Origin of the sequence: Rubellimicrobium mesophilum DSM 19309 (genome assembly GCF_000600335.2) — a bacterium.
Taxonomy (GTDB): domain Bacteria; phylum Pseudomonadota; class Alphaproteobacteria; order Rhodobacterales; family Rhodobacteraceae; genus Rubellimicrobium; species Rubellimicrobium mesophilum.
This window is the reverse complement of record NZ_KK088555.1, coordinates 1-20,340: the sequence shown is the minus strand read 5'-3', so window position 1 is coordinate 20,340 and position 20,340 is coordinate 1. Positions and strand designations below refer to the sequence as shown.

Annotated in this window: 20 protein-coding genes and 1 pseudogene; 17 read left to right on the top strand and 4 right to left on the bottom strand. The window is 70.7% G+C overall.

Annotation, left to right across the window (positions count from 1 at the left end; all coding sequences use genetic code 11):
- The first annotated feature begins 74 nt into the window (after positions 1-74).
- The 3 genes from RUMESO_RS04450 to RUMESO_RS04440 all read left to right on the top strand — a co-directional run bounded on the left by RUMESO_RS04450 (position 75) and on the right by RUMESO_RS04440 (position 2,854).
- Positions 75-842 (top strand): sulfite exporter TauE/SafE family protein, encoded by a 768-nt coding sequence (locus RUMESO_RS04450; protein ID WP_051521018.1) that lies wholly within the window; start codon positions 75-77, stop codon positions 840-842.
- Between the two features lie 69 nt (positions 843-911).
- Positions 912-1,700: a ThuA domain-containing protein gene (locus RUMESO_RS04445; protein ID WP_037278389.1), complete on the top strand. Its 789-nt coding sequence runs from the start codon at positions 912-914 to the stop codon at positions 1,698-1,700.
- A complete protein-coding gene (locus RUMESO_RS04440) occupies positions 1,697-2,854 on the top strand; it encodes a Gfo/Idh/MocA family protein (protein WP_245639146.1) in 1,158 nt (385 codons plus the stop codon). The genes RUMESO_RS04445 and RUMESO_RS04440 overlap by 4 nt, the downstream gene beginning before the upstream one ends.
- Positions 2,855-3,356: 502 nt before the next feature.
- Here the strand turns inward: RUMESO_RS04440 and RUMESO_RS04435 are convergent.
- Both RUMESO_RS04435 and RUMESO_RS04430 read right to left on the bottom strand, forming a co-directional pair.
- On the bottom strand, positions 3,357-3,689 hold the full coding sequence (locus RUMESO_RS04435) for a hypothetical protein (RefSeq protein ID WP_037278388.1): 333 nt from the start codon (positions 3,687-3,689) through the stop codon (positions 3,357-3,359).
- Positions 3,679-3,954 carry a rod-binding protein gene (locus RUMESO_RS04430; protein ID WP_037278387.1) on the bottom strand — a complete coding sequence of 92 codons (276 nt, stop codon included), beginning with the start codon at positions 3,952-3,954 and terminating at the stop codon, positions 3,679-3,681. Before RUMESO_RS04430 ends, RUMESO_RS04435 begins: the two co-directional genes overlap by 11 nt.
- Before the next feature lie 104 nt (positions 3,955-4,058).
- On the opposite strand from RUMESO_RS04430, the gene RUMESO_RS04425 reads away from it, so the two are divergent.
- Together RUMESO_RS04425 and RUMESO_RS04420 are read left to right on the top strand one after the other, a co-directional pair.
- On the top strand, positions 4,059-5,678 hold the full coding sequence (locus RUMESO_RS04425; RefSeq protein WP_037278386.1) for a flagellar hook-length control protein FliK: 1,620 nt from the start codon (positions 4,059-4,061) through the stop codon (positions 5,676-5,678).
- 9 nt (positions 5,679-5,687) lie between these two features.
- The gene (locus RUMESO_RS04420) at positions 5,688-6,359 is read left to right on the top strand and encodes a flagellar hook capping FlgD N-terminal domain-containing protein (protein WP_245639145.1); all 672 of its coding nucleotides are present in this window, start codon (positions 5,688-5,690) and stop codon (positions 6,357-6,359) included.
- Between the two features lie 130 nt (positions 6,360-6,489).
- On the opposite strand, the gene ubiB is transcribed toward RUMESO_RS04420, so the two are convergent.
- Complete coding sequence (gene ubiB, locus RUMESO_RS04415; RefSeq protein ID WP_037278384.1) at positions 6,490-8,016, bottom strand: 2-polyprenylphenol 6-hydroxylase; 1,527 nt, start codon at positions 8,014-8,016, stop codon at positions 6,490-6,492.
- The gene (ubiE, locus tag RUMESO_RS04410; protein ID WP_037278380.1) at positions 8,016-8,771 is read right to left on the bottom strand and encodes a bifunctional demethylmenaquinone methyltransferase/2-methoxy-6-polyprenyl-1,4-benzoquinol methylase UbiE; all 756 of its coding nucleotides are present in this window, start codon (positions 8,769-8,771) and stop codon (positions 8,016-8,018) included. The genes ubiB and ubiE overlap by 1 nt, the downstream gene beginning before the upstream one ends.
- A gap of 121 nt (positions 8,772-8,892) precedes the next feature.
- Between ubiE and mutM the strand changes: the two genes are divergently transcribed.
- The 12 genes and pseudogenes from mutM to RUMESO_RS04355 all read left to right on the top strand — a co-directional run.
- Positions 8,893-9,750 carry a bifunctional DNA-formamidopyrimidine glycosylase/DNA-(apurinic or apyrimidinic site) lyase gene (gene mutM / locus RUMESO_RS04405; RefSeq protein ID WP_037278378.1) on the top strand — a complete coding sequence of 286 codons (858 nt, stop codon included), beginning with the start codon at positions 8,893-8,895 and terminating at the stop codon, positions 9,748-9,750.
- Between the two features lie 78 nt (positions 9,751-9,828).
- Positions 9,829-10,119, top strand: a complete 291-nt coding sequence (gene rpsT / locus RUMESO_RS04400) for a 30S ribosomal protein S20 (protein ID WP_037278376.1) — start codon at positions 9,829-9,831, stop codon at positions 10,117-10,119.
- Positions 10,120-10,684: 565 nt separating this feature from the next.
- Positions 10,685-12,066: pseudogene (gene dnaA / locus RUMESO_RS04395) on the top strand (chromosomal replication initiator protein DnaA).
- 79 nt (positions 12,067-12,145) lie between these two features.
- Positions 12,146-13,264, top strand: coding sequence for a DNA polymerase III subunit beta (dnaN, locus tag RUMESO_RS04390; protein ID WP_037278372.1), 1,119 nt, complete (start codon positions 12,146-12,148; stop codon positions 13,262-13,264).
- Positions 13,261-14,370: a DNA replication/repair protein RecF gene (gene recF, locus RUMESO_RS04385; RefSeq protein ID WP_037278371.1), complete on the top strand. Its 1,110-nt coding sequence runs from the start codon at positions 13,261-13,263 to the stop codon at positions 14,368-14,370. The genes dnaN and recF overlap by 4 nt, the downstream gene beginning before the upstream one ends.
- A 14-nt stretch (positions 14,371-14,384) precedes the next feature.
- On the top strand, positions 14,385-14,813 hold the full coding sequence (locus RUMESO_RS04380) for a VOC family protein (protein ID WP_156362692.1): 429 nt from the start codon (positions 14,385-14,387) through the stop codon (positions 14,811-14,813).
- A 4-nt stretch (positions 14,814-14,817) separates the two neighbouring features.
- The gene (locus tag RUMESO_RS04375) at positions 14,818-15,438 is read left to right on the top strand and encodes a LysE family translocator (protein WP_037278369.1); all 621 of its coding nucleotides are present in this window, start codon (positions 14,818-14,820) and stop codon (positions 15,436-15,438) included.
- A gap of 113 nt (positions 15,439-15,551) precedes the next feature.
- On the top strand, positions 15,552-17,990 hold the full coding sequence (gene gyrB, locus RUMESO_RS04370; protein ID WP_037278368.1) for a DNA topoisomerase (ATP-hydrolyzing) subunit B: 2,439 nt from the start codon (positions 15,552-15,554) through the stop codon (positions 17,988-17,990).
- A gap of 52 nt (positions 17,991-18,042) precedes the next feature.
- Entirely contained in the window at positions 18,043-18,648 is a 606-nt protein-coding gene (gene pncA, locus RUMESO_RS04365; protein ID WP_037278366.1) for a bifunctional nicotinamidase/pyrazinamidase, read from the top strand.
- A 34-nt stretch (positions 18,649-18,682) separates the two neighbouring features.
- Positions 18,683-19,975: a nicotinate phosphoribosyltransferase gene (gene pncB, locus RUMESO_RS04360; RefSeq protein ID WP_037278364.1), complete on the top strand. Its 1,293-nt coding sequence runs from the start codon at positions 18,683-18,685 to the stop codon at positions 19,973-19,975.
- Positions 19,976-20,018: 43 nt separating this feature from the next.
- A complete protein-coding gene (locus RUMESO_RS25645) occupies positions 20,019-20,165 on the top strand; it encodes a hypothetical protein (protein WP_169791133.1) in 147 nt (48 codons plus the stop codon).
- The coding region (locus RUMESO_RS04355; RefSeq protein WP_211262752.1) for a transposase at positions 20,152-20,340 on the top strand (189 nt) is incomplete at its 3' end. The genes RUMESO_RS25645 and RUMESO_RS04355, both read left to right, overlap by 14 nt.

The window sequence follows — 20,340 nt, the reverse complement described above, 5'->3', positions numbered from 1 at the left end:
CCCGCCGCGGCCCGTTGACCCTCCCCGGGGAAGGGTGAACAAACCCCGGGCCGGGCAGGGAGAACGGGCGACCCATGGACACCATCGCATTCCACGATCCCGGGACGATCCTCGTCCTCGCGCTGGCGGCGGTCATCGTCGGCCTGTCCAAGGGCGGCCTCGCGGGGCTGGGAGTCATGGCCGTGCCGGTCCTGGCGCTGGTCCTGCCGCCCGTGCAGGCGGCGGCGATCCTCCTGCCGATCCTCTGCCTCACCGACCTCGTGGCCACCTGGAACTGGTGGGGCACCTGGAACCGCCGGACGCTGCTGCAGATGCTGCCCGGCGCGCTCCTCGGCATCGGCGTGGGCTGGCTCACGGCGGCGGTGGTCCCGGACGCCGCGGTCCTCCTGATCGTGGGCGTGGTGGCGCTGGCCTTCGTCGGCCGGTGGCTCTGGCAGGTGCTGCACCGCCGCCCGCAGGCGCCCCGGCCCGAGGCCCCGGCCAAGGCCTCGTTCTGGGGCGGCCTCGCCGGCTACACGAGCTTCGTGGCCCATGCCGGTGGCCCGCCCTTCCAGGTCTACACGCTGCCCCTGGGCCTCGATCCCCGCATCCTGACGGGAACCTCGGTCGCCTTCTTCGCCATCGTCAACTACGTCAAGCTCATCCCCTACGCCGCGCTGGGCGAGTTCGACACCCAGAACCTCGGCACCTCCGCCGCCCTGGCGCCGCTCGCCGTCGCCTTCACCTTCGTCGGCGCCTGGATCATCCGGCGGATGCGGGCCGAGGTCTTCTATCCGATCACCTATGCCCTCACCGCGCTCGTGGGGCTCAAGCTCGTCTGGGACGGGATCGCGGGCCTCTGAGGCCGGTTGCGCTAACTGTGTCCGCCGTGCCATAGCCGGCCCGATCCTCGACACCCAAGGGAGCCCATGATGCCCATCCGCGCCGTCGTCTGGGGCGAGAACGTCCACGAGCAGAAGAACCGCATCGTCGCCGGGGTCTACCCCAAGGGGATGCACCAGGCCATCGCCGACGCCCTGAACCAGGACCCCGCCATCCAGGCCACCACCGCCACCCTGCAGGAGCCCGAGCACGGGCTCCCCGAGGCGCGGCTTCGGGAGACCGACGTCCTCCTCTGGTGGGGCCACGCCGCGCACAAGGAGGTCTCGGACGAGGTCGTTGAGCGCGTGGCCGAGGCCGTCTGGTCCGGCATGGGCCTCCTCGTCCTGCACTCGGGCCACTTCTCCAAGATCTTCAAGCGCCTGATGGGCGCGCCCTGCAACCTCACCTGGCGCGAGGCCGGGGAGCGCGAGCGCCTCTGGGTCACCTCCCGCAACCACCCCATCGCGGCGGGCCTGCCCGACCACTTCGAGCTGGAGCAGGAGGAGATGTACGGCGAGCCCTTCGGCGTCCCCGAGCCGCTCGAGACCGTGTTCGTGAGCTGGTTCCAGGGCGGCGAGGTCTTCCGCTCGGGCCTCACCTACAAGCGCGGCGCGGGCAACGTCTTCTACTTCCGCCCGGGCCACGAGACCTATCCGACCTACCACGACGCCAACGTCCAGCTCGTGCTGAAGAACGCCGTGAAGTGGGCCCACAACCCGGCGGCCCGCATTCCGGGCGACGTGACCGCGGCCCCGAACGTCCCCGTGGGCAAGGCGCTCGAGCCCATCGAGGAGCGCGGCCCGAAGCTCCACCACGCCGGCGAGGAGGGCTACCGGTGACCACCGAGGACGCGACCGCCACGAGTGCCGCCACCCGGCCGGCCGACAGCGCCGTCATGGCCCCGCAGGAGGAGGCCGCGCCTTCTCCCGCCGCGCCCGAGACGCCGGTCCGTCTGCTGATCGTCGGCACCGGCGGCATGGCCCGCCACCACGCCACCCACTTCGGCGACATCCCCGGCGTGACCGTGGTGGCCGGCATCGACACCAACCCCGAAAGGCTCACGGCCTTCCAGGAGGCGCACGACATCCCGAAGGGCTTCGCCTCGGTGCAGGAGGCGCTCGACTGGGGCGGGTTCGACGCCGTCACCAACGTGACGCCCGACGCGGTGCACTACGTCACCACGCTGCCCTTCCTGTCCGCCGGCAAGCACGTCATGTGCGAGAAGCCGCTCGCCGCCAACTACGCCCACGCGGCCGAGATGGCGCAGGCCGCCTCGCTCGCCGGCGTGGTCAACATGGTGAACCTCACCTACCGCAACGTCCCCGCGATCAACGAGGCCGCGCGCCTCGTGGCCGAGGGGGCCATCGGCGAGGTGCGGCACTTCGAGGCCTCCTACCTCCAGTCCTGGCTGACGCAGCCCGCCTGGGGCGAGTGGAGCACCTCCTCCACCTGGCTCTGGCGGCTCTCGAAGTCGCACGGGTCCATGGGCGTGCTGGGCGACGTGGGCGTCCACATCCTCGACTTCGCCACCTTCGCGGCGGGCTCGATCCCGACCAACGTGTCCTGCCGCCTCGCCACCTTCGACAAGGCGCCGGGGGGCCGGATCGGGGAATACGTGCTCGACGCCAACGACTCGGCGGTGATGCACCTCAGGCTCGCCAACGGCGCGACCGGCGTCGTCCATGCCTCGCGCTTCGCCTCGGGCCACCTCAACGACCTGTCGCTCAAGCTCTTCGGCACCAAGGGCGGCCTCGAGGTCCTGGGCAACAACGAGAAGAGCATCCTGCGCGGATCCTTGGGCGAGGACATGCTGGCCGGCGTCTGGAAGGACCTGCCGGCGCCCGCCGTTCCGACCAACTACCAGCGCTTCATCGCCGCGATCCGCGCCGGCACGCCGGTGCTGCCCGACTTCGCGCGGGGCGCGGCGCTCCAGAAGGTGCTGGACCAGGCCGTCGCCTCGGACGAGGCGCGCTCGCTCGACATGGCCGTCTGAGGGGCGCGGGCGGCGGCGCCCGAAGATGGCGCCGCCGTGACCTTTCCCTCGCATTCGATCCGTTAAGGGAATCCAAAGCCTTGCCGCGCTAGCCCCTCCCTGTGAGGCAAGGGGGAAGCGCGCCATGGCCAGGGAGCCCGGGACGCCCATCATTCTCAAGCGCAAGAAGGTCACGGGGGGCGAAGGCCACCACGGCGGCGCCTGGAAGGTGGCCATGATGTTCCTGTGAAGGGATGGCGCGTTTTGCGCCGGAGTTTCGAGACGCCGAAGCCCAGAGGGCCGGGCCGGCATGGTGGGGTCCTTCTGACATCTGCCGGCGGTTTGATCCGCCTGCGCCATCCATCGGATGCAGGGACACATTGCCGTCCGAGTCGTGAACGCGGGCTTAACGGCGCTGGAGGAGATGCGCGCAGTTTGACTCAAGCAACCTGGGGATAGGCGCCCCTGGAAACGTCAACGGTCGCCCGGGGGTCGGGCGGCCGTCGTGCGAGGGGCGGAAGGCTCAGGCCTTGCGCTCGAACCGGGGCGGGGCGGTGGGCAGCTCGGCGCGGGTGCCGCTGGCGGTGTAGGTGACGAGGCCCCGGCGCGCCGAGGCCAGCGCGGCGCGGCGGCGGGTGGCGTCGCGCAGCCCGTCGAGGGCGGCGCGCAGCAGGGCCTGGTTGCGGGCGAGCCCGGCCGCGAGAGGGCCCAGCCGCTCCGGGTCGGCCTCCAGGGAGCGCAGGCAGCGCTCCTTGCGGGGAGCGAGGGCCCGGAGGCCGGCCCAGCCGCCGGAGAGGATCAGCGCCCGCTCCTCCTCGAGGAGGTGGGAGAGGTCGTCGTGGGGATCAGCCGGCATCGCGGGCCTTCAGCGATTCGTAGATCGATTCGGCGAGGCCGATGCCGCCGGACCTGGCGAGGCGGAGCGCCTGCTCGTCGAGGAGGAAGGAGGAGAACTGGTCCTCCCCCTCCTCCCCGCCGAAGCTCGAGGGCGCGTGGCCCAGGCCTGCGGCCGAGAGCATCTCCTTGAGGAAGCCGGCCTCGAGCCGCTGGGCCGCGTCGCGGAGGCGGGCGTCGCGGGACGGGTCGGCGGCGGGCTGGGACGGGAGGGCGGGGGGGATCATCGGGGGCCTCGGCTTCGTGGTCCCGGCAAGAATACAGGCCAGCGGTAAAGGATTCGTAATCTTCCTGTGGAAAGCTGGGCCTCGAAAGCGAAGAGGCGAAGCGGATGCCGAGCAGCGTCGTCTGGGCCAGGATGGCCCCCGAGATACCCCGCCCGGGTGGGCTGGTCCCGTCGGGGCGGGCGATGGAGTCCCGCGCCTCGCCGGCTGGCCAGGACTTCGCGGCGCTCGTGGACGACCCGGGCGAGATGGCGCCGACCGGGTCCAAGGTCTGGGCCGTGCCGGAGGACGGTCCGGCCTCCGAGGCTGGGGAGGATCGGAACGAGGTCGAGGAGGACGGTCTGGACGACGACGAGGTGGGGCCCGGGCTGCCCCCAGCCGGCCCGGGGCTGCCGCTGCCGGAGGTCGGGCACCCGGCCGCCGACATGGAGGACGAGGCGGAGGTCTCCGCGCCGGGGGACGACCAGCGGGCGGCGACCTGGGCGGCGGGCGGAAGCGGACCGCTGGGGGAGGATCTGGCTTCGGCTCCCCGGTCGCCGGAGGGCGGGCCTGTCGGTCAGGCCGGGACGCTCGCCGGTGGGAGCCCGCTCGCAGGGGCCGCTGACGAGGAGAGGCCCGCCGGTCAGGGGCCCGGACGCCCGGTGGCCTCCGGGGAGATGCCTTCCGCCGGGCCGTCCTTGGCCGAGGCCGACGGGGCCGGAGAGGGCGAGGGGCTGCCGCCAGGGGGAAGGGGTCCCGTGGAAGCCAGCAGGATCCTTGCCGACCAGTCGGGAGACCTCGGAGGCTCCCGGGCCGGGGGCTCCAAGCCGCCCGACGGCGAAGAGGCCGGCCGGACGTCGATCGCGCCCCCTGCTGCCGAGGCCAAGCCCCGTTTCGATGGTCGAGTCGCTCTCCGCGCTGGGACCGGGCGGGGCGTGGGGAGGGACGCGAGCCCCGCGGAAGCGCGGCTGGGAGCCGAGGCTGCCGCAGGAGCGGTCGGACCAGCATCCCGGGCCCAGGAGGGCAGCATCAAGGAAGCGGTCACGACGAGGAGGAGGCAGGACCCGGATCCGGGCCTTGCGAAGCCGGGGCCTCTCGGGACAGGGCGGGAACGGCAAGGTGAGTCGCAGGAAGCGGGTCAGCCGAGCCGTCCGGCCCCGACCACGTCAGGCTGGAAGGAGGCGAGCCGCGCCACCGTGGCTCCGTCGCACCGGCGTGGGGTGCCCCGTGGCGGCCCCGTCGGAGGGGAGCCGGAGGCGCCGGCCGTCCTCGCGTCCTCCCCTGGGGTGGCAGGGCCGTCGCTTCCGGCATCGGCCGACCCACCGGTGGAAGCCCACCGGATCGCCCGGCAGGTCGCGGCGCATCCGGTCCTGCGGGCCGGCGGATCGGCCGAGATGAGCCTCGCGCCCGAGGAGCTGGGACACCTGCGTCTCAGCGTCGAGACCAGCGACGCCGGCCTGCGCGTCGTCATCGAGGCGGCCCGACCCGAGACGGCCGACCTCATGCGCCGCCACGTGGAGGCCCTGCGTCACGAGCTTCGCCAAGAAGGGCTGGGTTCCGTCAGCGTGTCCATCGGCGGCGGAGATGGGCAGCGCGGCGAATCGGCTCCGGAGCGCGGACCGGGCAGGGGCTGGTCCGCCCCATCCGCCTGGATGGCGGGCCCGGAATCGGCTGCGGCGCTCTCTCCGGCCTCATCTGCCACCGCCCGGGCGACCGGCTCGTCCGGCCGCATCGACCTGCGCTTCTAGGAGAATCCCTTGGACACCACGACCCTGGCCCCCTCGACGGGCTCCACCGCGACCACCACCGCCACGACGTCCGCCTCCTCCCAGAAGGCCCTGTCGAGCGACTTCACGACCTTCCTGAAGATGCTGACGGTGCAGATGCAGAACCAGGATCCGCTCGACCCGGTCGATTCTGCCGATTATGCGGTGCAGCTCGCCACCTTCTCCGGCGTGGAGCAGCAGGTGAAGACGAACGACCTGCTCGGCTCGATCTCGGGGCAGCTCACGCTGTCGGGCCTGTCGGACATGGCGGGCTGGGTGGGTCGGCAGGTGCGGGCCGCCATGCCCGCCTGGTTCGACGGCGCGCCCGTCACCGTCTCGCCCAACCCGCTCGCCCTGGCCGATGGGGCGGAGCTGGTGGTCCGGGATGCCCAGGGCAAGGAGGTCGACCGCCAGGCGATCCCTGTCTCCTCGGACCCCATCGAGTGGGCGGGGGTCGGGGCCGACGGGAGCCCGATGGCTTCGGGCCTCTACAGCTTCGAGGTGGTCAGCACGTCGGGCGGGGAGGAGGTCAGCACCGATCCGGCGGAGGTCTACGGGACGGTGACCGAGGTGCGCGCCGTGGATGGCAAGGCCGTCCTCGTGACCCAGGGCGGAAGCATGGTGGCCGCCGATTCGGTGACGGCGCTGCGGATGGGGAGCTGAGGTCCGGCCCGCGCAGGGGTCGAGGTCCCGCCAGGCGTGCTCCGGCCTGGGCCACGGTGGGCTTTCGGCATGAGCGGAAGGGGACGGGTCCGGCGTGCCGGAACCCGTGGCGCGCCGGGTGGGGTGGGCTTCAGAAGACCGTCGCGATCAGGACGCCGAGGAGGCCGAGGGCCGCGCCCGCCGCCATGTAGAGGGCTGCCAGCAGCAGGCCCGGGCGCCAGGCGGGCGTGGGCGTAGCGCTGCGGACCAGGGCCGTCCGGGCGAGCTCGGGCAGGCGGGGGGAGAAGCGGGCGAGGATCCAGGCCGACTTGGCGAGGTCGCGGGCGAAGGCCTTGGGGCCGAGGCTGTCGCGAATGTAGCCCTCGACCACCGGGCGGGCCGCGTCCCAGATGTTCATCCGCGAATCGAGCGTGCGGGCCACGCCCTCGACCACGACCATCGTGCGCTGGAGGAGGATGAGCTCGGTCCGCGTCTGCATCCCGAAGCGCTCGGTCACCTCGAAGAGGTGGGCGAGGAGCCGACCCATGGAGATGCGCGAGGCGTCCATGCCGAAGATGGGCTCGCCCACCGCCCGCAGCGCCTGCGCGAAGGCGTAGACGTCGCGGTCGGCGGGGACGTAGCCCGCCTCGAAATGGACCTCGGCCACGCGGAGGTAGTCGCGACGGATGAAGCCGATCAGGATCTCGGCGTAGATGCGGCGGGTGTACTCGTCGATGCGCCCCATGATGCCGAAATCGTAGGCCACGAGGTTCCCGGCGGCGTCCACCTTGAGGTTGCCCTGGTGCATGTCGCCATGGAAATAGCCGTCCCGCAGGGCATGGCGCAGGAAGAGCTGGAGCACGCGACGGGACAGGAGGCTCGTGTCGTGGCCGGCGGCGCGGATCGCCTCCACGTCCGCCGCGTTGATCCCCTCGACCCAGTCGAGCGTCATCACGCGGCGTCCCGAATAGCCCCAGCGGACGGCAGGAACGCGGAAGCCCTCGTCATCGGCGGTGTTGTCGGCGAACTCGGAGGCGGCGGAGGATTCGAGGCGCAGGTCGAGCTCGCCCCGCACGACGCTCTCGAAATGGGCGATGACGTCGAGAGGGCGCAGGCGCCGCGTGGCGGGCACGAAGAGGTCGAGGAGGCGCGCGGCGAAGCGGAAGGCATCCACGTCGCGGCGGAACGCCCTCTCGATGCCGGGGCGGAGGACCTTGACCGCCACCTCCTCGCCCGTGGTGCGCAGGCGCGCGCGGTGGACCTGGGCGATGGAGGCGGCGGCGACGGGCTCGGAGAACTCGCCGAAGAGCGCCTCGACGGGCTGGTCGAGCTCGCGCGCGACCTCGGCACGGGCCAGGGCCGTGGGAAAGGGCGGCAGGCGGTCCTGCAGGACGCGGAGCTGGAGGGCGAGCTCGTCCCCCACCACGTCGGGCCGGGTGGCGAGGGTCTGGCCGAACTTGATGTAGGCGGGGCCGAGCGCGGTGAGCGCCCGCGGCACCGGTGGCGTGGAGGGGTCGCCCGCGTAGCCCAGCCAGCGGAAGGGCCAGACCAGCCCGCGCAGGACGAGGCGCAGCGGCCGGGGCGCGCGAAAGGCGTCGAGCGCGACCTCCATGGCGCCCGTGCGCTCGAAGGTCGCACCCGTGCGCAGGAGGCGCAGGATGTTTATCGGACCCCGCATCAGATCTTCCAGGCGGAGTGGAGGCAGGCCACGCCCAGGGACAGGTTGCGGTAGCCCGCGTTCGAGAACCCCGCGTCGCGGATCATGCGGAGGAAGGTCTCCTGGTCCGGGAAGCGGCGGATCGATTCGACGAGGTACTGGTAGGAGGCGCGGTCCCCGGCCACGGCCTGGCCCATCCGGGGGATCACGTTGAAGGAGTAGGCGTCGTAAGCCTTCTCGAGGAGGGGCACGGGGACCTTGGAGAACTCGAGCACGACGAGGCGCCCGCCGCGCTTGAGGACCCGGAAGGCCTCGGACAGCGCGACCTCGGGGCGGGTCACGTTCCGGATGCCGAAGGAGATCGTGTAGCTGTCGAAGCTCGCGTCCGGGAAGGGCAGGGCCATGGCGTCCGCGGTGACCCAGGACAGGCGGTCGCGGAAGGCCAGCGCCTCGGCCCGGCGGCGGCCCTCGACCAGCATGGATTCGGTGAGGTCGAGCACGGTGACCTGGGCCGAGGGGGCGCGCCGCAGGATACGGAAGGCGATGTCGCCCGTCCCGCCCGCGACGTCGAGCGCCCGCATCCCGGGACGGGGCGCGAGCCAGTCGATCATGGCGTCCTTCCAGACGCGGTGGAGGCCCCCCGACATCAGGTCGTTCATCAGGTCGTAGCGCGAGGCGACCGAGGTGAAGATGCCCTGGACGCGCCCGGCCTTCTCGGCCTCCCGGATGGTCTCGAAGCCGAAATGGGTGGTCTTGTCGTCGGGCGTCTCGGGCACGGGGTCCCCTCGCGGATTGCAGGCAGGGGAGGATGGCGCGCGAACGTGACGCGCCAAGCCTTGCGGGGCCCCCCGCGCCGGGCTCCTTATAGGGGACAGCCCCCTCAGGAAAGGACCCTTGATGCCCGAGCTGCCCGAGGTCGAGACCGTCCGGCGCGGTCTCCTGCCCGTGATGGAGGGCCGCCGGATCGCGCGCGCGGAGGTCCGCCGCCCGGACCTGCGCTGGCCGTTCCCGGAGCGGATGGCGGAGCGGCTGACCGGCGCCCGGGTCGAGGGGATCGGGCGGCGGTCGAAGTATCTCCTGGTCGGCCTCGACACCGGCGAGACGCTGATCGTGCATCTGGGGATGTCGGGACGGATGCTGGTCGGTGGGCAGGTGCTGGGCGAGTATGTTCACGACACAGGGGCCGAGGAAGGAAGCCCGCACGACCACGTCGTCTTCCACATGGAGGACGGGGGGCGTGTGACCTTCAACGACGCGCGGCGGTTCGGGGTCATGGATCTCTGGCCTACGCAGGACATCGCCAACCACCGCCTGCTGCGGAGCATCGGACCCGAGCCGCTGGGCAACGGCTTCTCGGCCGAGACTCTGGCGCAAGCGTTCAAGGACAAGGCCGCGCCGGTGAAGACGGCGCTCCTCGACCAGGGGATCGTGGCGGGCCTGGGCAACATCTACGTGTCCGAGGCGCTGGCGCGGGCGGGCATCCATCCGACGCGGGCGGCGGGGCGCATCGGGCGCGAGCGGCTGGAGCGGCTGGTGCCCGCGATCCGGCAGGTGCTGGAGGAGGCCATCGAGGCGGGGGGCTCGACGCTGCGCGACCACCGGCGGGCGGACGGGGAGCTGGGCTATTTCCAGCACTCCTTCCGGGTCTACGATCAGGAGGGGAAGCCCTGCCGCACCGAGGGCTGCGGGGGCACGATCCGGCGCATCGTGCAGTCGGGGCGCTCCACCTACTATTGCCCGGATTGCCAGCGGTAGGCCGGTTGACACTTATCCACTTCCCGTCTAGGGACGCGGCTTCAAGAATTCCAACCCCCTGCCGCGGGACGACATCACATGGCCAATACGCCCCAGTCCGAAAAGCGCGCCCGCCAGAGCGAGGCCCGCTTCAAGATCAACAAGATGCGCCGCTCGCGCATCCGCACCTTCCTCCGCCGTGTCGAGGAGGCGATCGCCTCCGGCGACAACGCGGCCGCCCGCGAGGCACTGCGTCAGGCCCAGCCGGAGCTGATGCGCGGCGTCAGCAAGGGCGTCGTCAAGAAGAACACCGCCTCGCGCAAGATCTCGCGCCTCGCGGCCCGCGTGAAGGCCACCGGCGCTGCCGTGGCCCCGGCGGCCAACGCCTGATCCGATTCTAACTCGCGGCATGATTAGGGGGCGCGTCCGAAAGGGCGCGCCCTCTTCGCTTGTCCAGAGCCCGAAGAGCCAGTTCCCGCCTGTGGACGAAATATTCACAGGCTTTGGCGACTCCGTCACAAGCCCGTTACGCGACTCGTGTGAATCCTGAGGAGTCGCGCGAGTCCCCCACGGCCCGCTTCGACTCGGAATCGCCGAGTCCCGAGTCAAGCGCGTTGTTCCGTTGCGGGACCTCACGGTCTTGCTAGCTTCACTCCTGCGATTCCGGTCGTTCCTGGGGGAATGAAGGGATCGGCGCGGCCGTTCCGGCGCCCCTGCCAGGGTGTCGGGGCACCTGCGACCCCGGACCCTGCCAGGTCTGGCCGTGGGATTCATGTCGCGCTGGTCAGAGGTTGGGGCTGCGCTGCCACGCGGTCCCTGTCGCTGCGCGCCGTCCGGTTGGATGGGGCACGGTTCCTTGCGTCATCCCCCGACGAGCGTCCCGGGCGTGGAACTGGGCAAGGTCCTCTGGGGGGACCGGCGGACGAACCTGTCCGCTCGACGCGAGGACGATGACATGGCGGATGGTGCTGGCTTCGGAACGATCCTGGACGCAGGCGTGGACTCGGTCTGGGCGCAATGCCGCTCGGCGCTGCGGGACCGGGTGGGCGCGGGCAGCTTCCAGAGCTGGATCGCGCCGCTGAGCCTGGGCTCGCTGGAGGGGGCGTGGCGACCCTGGTCGTGCCGACGGCCTTCCTCGGCTCCTACGTGGCCCGCAACTTCGAGGACGACATCCTTGCGGCCCTGGCGCAGGCCGGCGCCCCGGTCAGCCGCCTGATCTTCGCGCCCCAGGCCCGCGCGGTCGCCGCGGCCCCCGTGACCGCTGCTCCGGCCCCCGCGCTGCCGCCCGAGGCGCCCGAGGGCGAGAGCACCCGGCTCGATCCCCGCCTGACCTTCGACCGCTTCGTGGTGGGCAAGTCGAACGAGCTGGCCCATGCCGCCGCCCGCCGCGTGGCCGAGGGGCACACGGGCTTCAACCCGCTGTTCCTCCATGGCGGCGTGGGGCTCGGCAAGACCCACCTCATGCAGGCCATCGCCCAGGAGATGCGGGCGCGCCAACCCCAGGCGCGCGTCCTCTACCTCTCGGCCGAGCAGTTCATGATCCGCTTCGTGAGCGCGCTGCGCGACCGGCGGATGATGGACTTCAAGCAGGCGTTCCGCGCCGTGGACGTGCTGATGGTGGACGACATCCAGTTCATCGCCGGCAAGGACTCCACGCAGGAGGAGTTCTTCCATACATTCAACGCGCTGGTGGATCAGGGCAAGCAGATCGTGCTGACCGCCGACCGCTCGCCCGTGGAGATCACCTCCCTGGAGGAGCGCGTGACCTCGCGGCTCCAGTCGGGCCTCGTGGTGCAGGTGAACCCGGCGGACTACGAGCTGCGCCTCGGCGTGCTGCAGTCCAAGCTCGCCTCGGCCCGCGCCGCCGATCCGTCGCTGAAGATCGCCGATGGGGTGCTGGAGTTCCTGGCCGCGCGGATCACCTCGAACCTCCGCGTCCTCGAGGGGGCGCTGACCCGGCTCTGCGCGCAAGGCAACCTCGTCGGGCGCGAGATCACGCTGGACCTCGCCCGCGACTGCCTGGGCGACGTGCTGCGCCATTCGGACCGCAAGGTCTCCATCGAGGAGATCCAGCGCAAGGTGGCCGAGCACTACCACATCCGCCTCGCTGACCTCGTGGGCCCCAAGCGCCTGCGGAGCTTCGCGCGGCCCCGGCAGGTCGCCATGTACCTCGCCAAGACCATGACGAGCCGGTCGCTCCCCGATATCGGGCGGCGCTTCGGCGGGCGCGACCACACGACCGTCATCCACGGCGTCCGCAAGATCGAGGAGCTGAAGGTCTCGGACGCGCAGATCGCCGACGACCTGGATCTGCTGCGCCGAGCCTTGGAGGCCTGAGAAGCCTCTTGAGGGAAAACTGAAAGGCTGGCAGGGTCCGCGTCCCGGACAGGGGCGCTGGCACGAGAGGGACGAGACCATGAAGTTCAGCATCGAGAAGGCGACCCTCTCCAAGGCCGTGGCGCAGGCGCAGTCCGTCGTGGAGCGGCGCAACACGATCCCGATCCTCGCCAACGTCCTGATTGAGGCCGAGGGCGACGGTGTCCGCTTCCGCGCGACCGACCTCGACGTGGAGGTCGTGGACCGCGCGCCCGCCCGCGTGGACCAGAAGGGCGCGACGACGGTCGCGGCGCTGATGCTGAACGAGATCGTCCGCAAGCTGGGCGACGGCGCGCTGGTGACGCTCTCCACCCAGGGCGCCCCCGGGCGGCTGACCATCGACGCAGGGCGCTCGACGTTCCAGCTCTCGACGCTGCCGGTCGAGGACTTTCCGCAGATGGCCTCGCCCGACTACACGACCACCTTCGAAGCTCCCGCGCCCTTGCTGCGCCGGCTCTTCGACAAGTCGAAGTTCGCGATCTCGACCGAGGAGACGCGCTACTACCTGAACGGCGTCTACTTCCACGTGGCCCAGGGGTCGGACGGCCCGATGCTGCGCGCCGTCGCGACCGACGGCCACCGCCTCGCCCGGATCGACGCCGCCCTGCCCGAAGGCGCGGCCGGGATGCCCGGCGTGATCGTGCCCCGCAAGACCGTGGCAGAGCTGCGCAAGCTCCTCGACAGCGACGAGGCGGTCATCAAGGTCTCGGTCTCGGACACCAAGATCCGGTTCGAGACGCCGGACATCACCCTCACCTCCAAGGTGATCGACGGGACCTTCCCCGACTATACGCGCGTGATCCCGCAGGCCAACGCGCGCCGGCTGGAGGTGGACGCCAAGGAATTCGCGCAGGCCGTGGACCGGGTGGCGACGGTGTCGTCGGAGCGCTCGCGCGCCGTGAAGATGAACCTCGACGAGGACCGGCTGATCCTCTCGGTCAACGCCCCCGACCAGGGGACCGCCGAGGAGGAACTCGCCGTGGCCTACGGCGACGACCGGCTCGAGATCGGGTTCAACGCCAAGTATCTCCTCGAGATCGCGCATCAGGTGGACCGCGAGAACGCGGTGTTCCTGTTCAACTCCTCGGGCGATCCCACGGTGATGCGCGAGGGCGATGACCAGTCCGCGCTCTATGTCGTGATGCCGATGCGGGTGTGAGCCAGCCGCACCTCAGGCACCTCGCGCTGTCGCAGTTCCGCAGCCACGCCCGCGCGCGGCTGCTGTTCGACGGGCGCCCCGTCGCTCTCTGGGGGCCGAACGGGTCGGGCAAGACGAACCTGCTGGAGGCTGTCTCCTTCCTGTCCCCGGGGCGAGGCCTGCGGCGCGCGGCGTCGGAGGAGGTCGGGCGTCGGGCCGAGGGGGTGGGCTGGAAGGTCGCGGCGAACGTCGCGCTTGGGCCCACGGACCACGAGGTCGAGACCCAGGCGCTGCCGGGCGAGGCGCGCACGGTGCGGATCGACGGCAAGGCCGCCTCGCAGCTCGACCTAGCCAGGCTCATTCCCGTCCTCTGGCTGGTGCCCGCCATGGACCGGCTCTGGACCGAGGGGGCCGAAGGGCGACGGCGCTTCCTCGACCGCGCCACCATGAGCCTCTTCCCCGACCACGGCGAGGCCTCGCTCGCCTACGAGAAGGCGATGCGGGAGCGGAACCGGCTGCTCAAGGACGGCTCGCGCGACGCGCACTGGTACGCCGCCCTCGAGTCGCAAATGGCGCAGGCCGGGACGCAGGTTGCGCGGAACCGGGAGGCGACCATCGCCCGCCTCATGGCCGCGCAGGGGCAGGCCGAGACCGCGTTCCCGGCCGCCGCCCTGGCCATTACCTATCCCGAGGACCCGCTGCCGCCGACGGAGGAGCTCTACGCGCAAGGGCTGGAGCGGGTCCGCTGGCGCGACATGGCGGCGGGGCGTAGCCTCCTCGGCCCCCACCGCGCCGACCTCGAGGCCGTCTGGGCCGCCAAGGGCGTCGCCGCCCGCGACTGCTCCACCGGGGAGCAGAAGGCGCTCCTCGTCTCGCTGATCCTCGCCAATGCCCGGGCGATTGAGGAGGACGGGACCGCGCCGCTCCTCCTCCTCGACGAGGTGGCGGCGCATCTCGATCCCGGCCGCCGCGCGGCGCTCTACGACGAGGTCTGCGGGCTGGGCCTGCAGGCCTTCATGACGGGAACCGAGCCGGGCCTCTTTGCGGAACTGGGGAATCGGGCGCAATACTGGGAGGCCGCCGAGGAGGGCGGCGTCTCGCATCTCACCGAACGGAGTCCCGCATGAGCCCCCACCACCGCCTGCCCGAGCAGCGCGTGACCCTCATCACCCTGGGCGTGCGCGACCTGCAGGCCTCGCGCGCCTTCTACCGCGCCCTGGGCTGGCGCCCGGCGCAGGAGCAGGAGGGGGTGTCCTTCTACCAGATGCACGGGGCGGCGCTGGCGCTGTTCGGGCTCGACGACCTCGCCGACGATATGGACCGCCCGGTGGGGGAGCTTCGGACCGGCGCGGTGACGCTCGCGCAGAACTTCGCGTCCGAGGAGGACGTGGACGAGGCCTGGCACCGCGCCATGCAGGCGGGCGCCAAGGCGATCAAGGTGCCGCAGGCGACCTCCTGGGGCGGCTACTCGGGCTATTTCGCGGACCCGGACGGCCATGTCTGGGAACTGGCGATGAACCCGTTCTGGCCGCTGGCGGCCGACGGAAGCCTGACGCTGCCCCCGCGCTGAACCCATGACCATCTCGGCGTCCGACCTGGGCCTCTACGCCCTGGGCATCCTTCTCCTGTGGCTCACGCCCGGGCCCGTCTGGGTCGCGGTGACCGCACGGGCCCTGTCTGGCGGCTTCCGCGCCGCCTGGCCGCTCGCGGTCGGGGTGACGCTCGGCGACCTGCTCTGGCCGCTCTGCGCGATCCTGGGCGTGAGCTGGATCCTGTCGGTCTGGGGCGGTTTCCTCCACGCGCTGAAATGGGTCGCGGCGCTGACCTTCCTCGTCATGGGCGCGCTGGTGGTCCGCAGCGCGGGCAAGCCCATCGGGGCGGATTCGCGGCTCACACGGCCCGGGATGTGGGCGGGGTTCCTGACCGGCGTGGCGGCGGTCCTCGCCAATCCCAAGGCGATCCTGTTCTACATGGGGATGCTCCCTGGCTTCTTCGACGTGACGCGGCTCGGCTGGCCCGACATCGCGGCGATCCTCGCCGTCTCCGTGACCATCCCGCTCATGGGCAACCTGCTCCTCGCGCTCCTCGTGGGGCGCGCGCGGGCCTTCCTGTCCTCGCCCGGCGCAGTGCGGCGAACCAACGTCACTGCGGGAAGCCTGCTGATGGCCGTGGGGCTCGTGATCCCCTTCCTGTGACCCCCTCCAGGGGTAGCAATTCGGCGCGAAAACCCCATATCTGCAAGGGCCAAGGGGTGACATTCCCCCTCCTCCCCCTATAAGATCGACGACTTTCAGAAGGGCTTTCGAGCATGTCCGACGCCACCGCCGCGGCCGCCGCCTATGGCGCCGAATCCATCAAGGTTCTCAAGGGCCTGGATGCCGTGCGGAAACGCCCGGGCATGTACATCGGCGACACCGACGACGGCTCGGGCCTTCACCACATGGTCTACGAGGTCGTGGACAACGGCATCGACGAGGTGCTGGCCGGCCATGCGACCGAGGTGCGGGTCCGCATCCACGCCGACAACTCCGTCTCGGTTCGCGACAACGGGCGCGGCATCCCCGTGGACATCCACAAGGAGGAGGGGGTCTCGGCCGCCGAGGTCATCATGACCCAGCTCCATGCCGGGGGTAAGTTCGACCAGAACAGCTACAAGGTCTCGGGCGGCCTGCACGGCGTGGGCGTGTCGGTGGTGAACGCGCTCTCCGACTGGCTCGACCTGCGCATCTGGCGCAACGGCAAGGTCCACTACGCCCGCTTCGAGAACGGCGACACCGTGATCCCGCTGCGGGTCGAGGGCGACGCCCAGCCGGGCGAGAAGGGGACCGAGGTCCGCTTCCTCGCCTCGGCCAAGACGCACCGGCCGGACGGGACCTTCTCCAACCTCGACTACAGCTTCAAGACGCTCGAGACGCGCCTGCGCGAGCTCGCCTTCCTGAACTCCGGCGTGAAGATCACCCTGGAGGACAACCGCGGGGCCGAACTCCAGCGCGCCGAGCTCTTCTACGAGGGCGGCGTGAAGGAGTTCGTGAAGTATCTCGACCGCTCCAAGTCCTCCACCATGCCCGAGCCCATCCACATCGCGGGCGAGCGGGCGGGCATCGGCGTCGAGGTCGCGATGTGGTGGAACGACTCCTACCACGAGACGGTCCTGCCCTTCACCAACAACATCCCCCAGCGAGACGGCGGCACACACCTCCAGGGCTTCCGCGCGGCGCTGACGCGGACGATCACCAAGTACGCGCAGGACAGCGGCATCGCCAAGAAGGAGAAGGTGGACTTCACCGGCGACGACGCGCGCGAGGGGCTGACCTGCGTGCTCTCGGTCAAGGTGCCGGACCCGAAATTCTCCTCCCAGACCAAGGACAAGCTCGTCTCCTCCGAGGTGCGCCCGGCGGTCGAGAACCTCGTGGGCGAGAAGCTGGCTGAATGGTTCGAGGAGAACCCGCACCACGCCAAGGCCATCGTCGGCAAGATCATCGAGGCCGCGCTGGCGCGGGAGGCTGCCCGCAAGGCGCGCGAGCTCACCCGCCGCAAGTCGGCGCTCGACGTCAACTACCTCGCCGGCAAGCTCAAGGACTGCTCCGAGAAGGACGCCTCCAAGACCGAGGTCTTCCTGGTGGAGGGCGACTCGGCCGGGGGCAGCGCCCAGACGGGCCGCGACCGGCGGACCCAGGCCGTGCTGCCCCTGCGCGGCAAGATCCTGAACGTGGAGCGGGCGCGCTTCGACCGGATGCTGTCCTCGCAGGAGATCGGCAACCTCGTCATGGCGCTCGGCACCGGAATCGGGCGCGACGAGTTCAACATCTCCAAGCTCCGCTACCACAAGATCGTCATCATGACGGACGCCGACGTGGACGGCGCGCATATCCGGACGCTGCTGCTGACGTTCTTCTTCCGCCAGATGCCCGAGCTGATCGAGGGCGGCTATCTCTATATCGCGCAACCCCCGCTCTATAAGGTCTCGCGCGGGAAGTCCGAGGTCTACCTCAAGGATCAGGCGGCGCTGGACGAGTACCTGATCCAGCAGGGGGTGGAGGGCGCCATCCTGCGCCTGGGCACCGGTGCCGAGATCGCCGGCGCCGACCTCATGCGCGTGGTGGAGGAGGCGCGGGCCGTCAAGCGCAGCCTCGACGCCTATCCCACCCACTACCCGCGCCACATACTCGAGCAGGCCGCTATCGCCGGCGCCTTCCGCACCGGCGCGGTGGACGCCGACCTTCAGGGCGTGGCCGAGAAGGTGGCCGAGCGGCTCGACCTCATCGCGCTCGAATACGAGAAGGGCTGGCGCGGCCGCGTCACCCAGGACAAGGGCATCCGCCTGTCCCGCGTCCTGCGCGGCGTGGAGGAACTGCGCACCCTCGACGGCGCGATGCTGCGCTCGGGCGAGAGCCGGCGCTTGGGCTCGCACTCCGACACCCTGGCCGAGACCTACGACCAGCCCGCGACGCTGGTCCGCAAGGATCGCTCGCAGGCGATCTTCGGGCCGCTCGACCTTCTCAAGGCGATCCTGGCCGAGGGCGAGAAGGGCCTCACGCTCCAGCGCTACAAGGGCCTGGGCGAGATGAACCCCGAGCAGCTCTGGGAGACGACGCTCGACCCCGACGCGCGGACGCTGCTGCAGGTCCGCATCGACGACGTGGCCGAGGCCGAGGACATCTTCTCGCGCCTGATGGGCGACGCCGTGGAGCCGCGGCGCGAGTTCATCCAGCAGAACGCCCTCGCGGTCGCGCATCTGGACACCTGACGGCCCCCTCCTTACCCATGAGGGACAATTTCATGGGGAGGGAGGCCCGCCAATGCGCCCCGCGAACGAAGCCCTCGTCGTCATCGACGTCCAGAACGACTTCTGCCCCGGCGGCGCGCTGGCCGTGTCACGGGGCGACGAGATCGTCCCTGGCATCAACGCCCTGATGGACGAGTTCCGGGCCGTCATCCTGACGCAGGACTGGCACCCGGCGGGCCATTCCTCCTTCGTCACCTCCCACTGGGGCCGTCGGCCCTACGAGGAGGTGGAGATGCCCTACGGCCCGCAGGTGCTCTGGCCCGACCACTGCGTCCAAGGCACCCCCGGCGCCGACTTCCACCCCGCCCTGCGCACCGACGCCGACCTGATCCTCCGCAAGGGCTTCCGGCGCGACGTCGACAGCTACTCCGCTTTCTTCGAGAACGACCACCGCACGCCCACGGGCCTCGGAGGCTACCTGCGCGAGCGGGGGATCGACGCGATCACCCTCGTCGGCCTCGCCACCGACTTCTGCGTCAACTACTCGGCGCGGGACGGCGCTCGCCTGGGCCTCCGCGTCACCGTGCGCGAGGACCTGACCCGCGCCATCGACCTCTCGGGCAGCCTCGCCGCCGCCCACGCAGACTGGGCCCGGGCCGGCGTGACGGTGACGAAATGATCGCCACCCGCGCCCGCCCCGCAAGGAGCCCCGCATGATCGACATCGCCACCCGCGTCTGGAACCACACCTGGAAGATCGACCCGATCGTCCGGTCGCTCCTCGACACCGACTTCTACAAGCTCCTGATGTGCCAGTCGGTCTACCGCAACAAGCCCGACGTGCGCGTCACCTTCCAGCTCATCAACCGCGCCAAGCACATCCGTCTCGCCGAGCTCATCGACGAGGGGGAGCTGCGCGAGCAGCTCGACCATATCCGCACCCTCCGCCTCTCGCGCGGCGAATCCACCTGGCTCCGCGGCAACACCTTCTATGGCAAGCGCCAGATGTTCTCGCCCGCCTTCATGGAGTGGTTCGAGAACCTGACACTGCCCCCCTACCACCTCGAAAAGCGCGACGGCCAGTTCCAGCTCACCTTCGAGGGCCTCTGGCCCGAGGTCATGCTCTGGGAGATCCCGGCCCTCGCCGTCATCATGGAGCTGCGCTCCCGTGCCGTCCTCAAGGGCATGGGCCGCTTCGAGCTGCAGGTCCTCTACGCCCGCGCCATGACCCGCGTCTGGGAGAAGGGCGAGCGCCTGCGCAGGATCGAGGGCCTGCGCCTCGCCGACTTCGGCACGCGGCGGCGGCACGGCTATCTCTGGCAGGACTGGTGCGTGCAGGCGATGATCGAGGCGCTGGGCGACAAGTTCACCGGCACCTCCAACTGCCTGATCGCCAAGAAGCGCGACCTCGAGGCCATCGGCACCAACGCCCACGAGCTGCCCATGGTCTACGCGGCCCTCGCCGACAGCGACGAGGAGCTCGCCCGCGCGCCCTATCAGGTGCTGGAGGAGTGGCAGGAGGAGCACGAGGGCAACCTCCGCGTCATCCTCCCCGACACATTCGGCACCAAGGAGTTCCTGCAGCGCGCGCCCGACTGGCTGACGCAGTGGACCGGCATCCGCATCGACTCGGGCGACCCCATTGAGAACGCCGAGGCCGCGATTCGCTGGTGGAAGGCCCACGGCCAGGACCCGCGCGAGAAGCTCCTGATCTTCTCGGACGGGCTCGACGTGGAGGAGATGGCCCAGCTCCAGGCGCGCTTCGCGGGCCGGGTGAAGATCACCTTCGGCTGGGGGACGCTGCTGACGAACGACTTCGGCGGCCTCGTGGAGGGCGACGCGCTGGCCCCCTTCAGCCTCGTCTGCAAGGCCGTCGAGGCCAACGGCCGCCCCACCGTCAAGCTATCGGACAACCCGGAGAAGGCGATGGGGCCGAAAGGGGAGGTGGAGCGGTACAAGCGGGTGTTCGGGGTGGGGGAGCAGGTGGGACGGGAGGTGAGGGTGTGACCAGGCCGCAATCCAATTCATTGAGCAAGGAAAGCATGTGTGAATGATTAACTTCGTCGACTCACTTGAGATTGAAGGCTTCTGGGGCACAAAGAAGGTCAACATTAAGTTCCACGGCTCTGTTGCGCAAATCCTGCGGGATTCCTCTTGGAGGCTGAGTGGGTTAGTGGATGAGGATGCCCAAGCCTGACCCTCCGACCTACCGCACGACCAACTGGCGCGCCTACAGTGAAGCCCTGAAGCAGCGCGGCTCGCTTTTGGTCTGGTTTGATCCCGAGATGGAGTGGATCGCCGCCCCGAGTGGCCGGCGCGGGCGTCCGACCACCTTCTCGGATGCTGCCATCCAGGCGTGCCTGATGTTGAAG

Excerpts from the sequence above, each read along its gene's own strand:
- RUMESO_RS04445 (WP_037278389.1), top strand. The coding sequence starts at position 912 with ATGCCCATCCGCGCCGTCGTCTGGGGCGAGAACGTCCACGAGCAGAAG.
- RUMESO_RS25645 (WP_169791133.1), top strand. The coding sequence starts at position 20,019 with ATGATTAACTTCGTCGACTCACTTGAGATTGAAGGCTTCTGGGGCACA.
- mutM (WP_037278378.1), top strand. The coding sequence starts at position 8,893 with ATGCCCGAGCTGCCCGAGGTCGAGACCGTCCGGCGCGGTCTCCTGCCC.
- pncA (WP_037278366.1), top strand. The coding sequence starts at position 18,043 with ATGCGCCCCGCGAACGAAGCCCTCGTCGTCATCGACGTCCAGAACGAC.
- RUMESO_RS04375 (WP_037278369.1), top strand. The coding sequence starts at position 14,818 with ATGACCATCTCGGCGTCCGACCTGGGCCTCTACGCCCTGGGCATCCTT.
- ubiB (WP_037278384.1), bottom strand. The coding sequence starts at position 8,016 with ATGCGGGGTCCGATAAACATCCTGCGCCTCCTGCGCACGGGTGCGACC.
- RUMESO_RS04430 (WP_037278387.1), bottom strand. The coding sequence starts at position 3,954 with ATGATCCCCCCCGCCCTCCCGTCCCAGCCCGCCGCCGACCCGTCCCGC.
- rpsT (WP_037278376.1), top strand. The coding sequence starts at position 9,829 with ATGGCCAATACGCCCCAGTCCGAAAAGCGCGCCCGCCAGAGCGAGGCC.
- gyrB (WP_037278368.1), top strand. The coding sequence starts at position 15,552 with ATGTCCGACGCCACCGCCGCGGCCGCCGCCTATGGCGCCGAATCCATC.
- RUMESO_RS04450 (WP_051521018.1), top strand. The coding sequence starts at position 75 with ATGGACACCATCGCATTCCACGATCCCGGGACGATCCTCGTCCTCGCG.
- pncB (WP_037278364.1), top strand. The coding sequence starts at position 18,683 with ATGATCGACATCGCCACCCGCGTCTGGAACCACACCTGGAAGATCGAC.
- RUMESO_RS04435 (WP_037278388.1), bottom strand. The coding sequence starts at position 3,689 with ATGCCGGCTGATCCCCACGACGACCTCTCCCACCTCCTCGAGGAGGAG.
- RUMESO_RS04425 (WP_037278386.1), top strand. The coding sequence starts at position 4,059 with ATGCCGAGCAGCGTCGTCTGGGCCAGGATGGCCCCCGAGATACCCCGC.
- dnaN (WP_037278372.1), top strand. The coding sequence starts at position 12,146 with ATGAAGTTCAGCATCGAGAAGGCGACCCTCTCCAAGGCCGTGGCGCAG.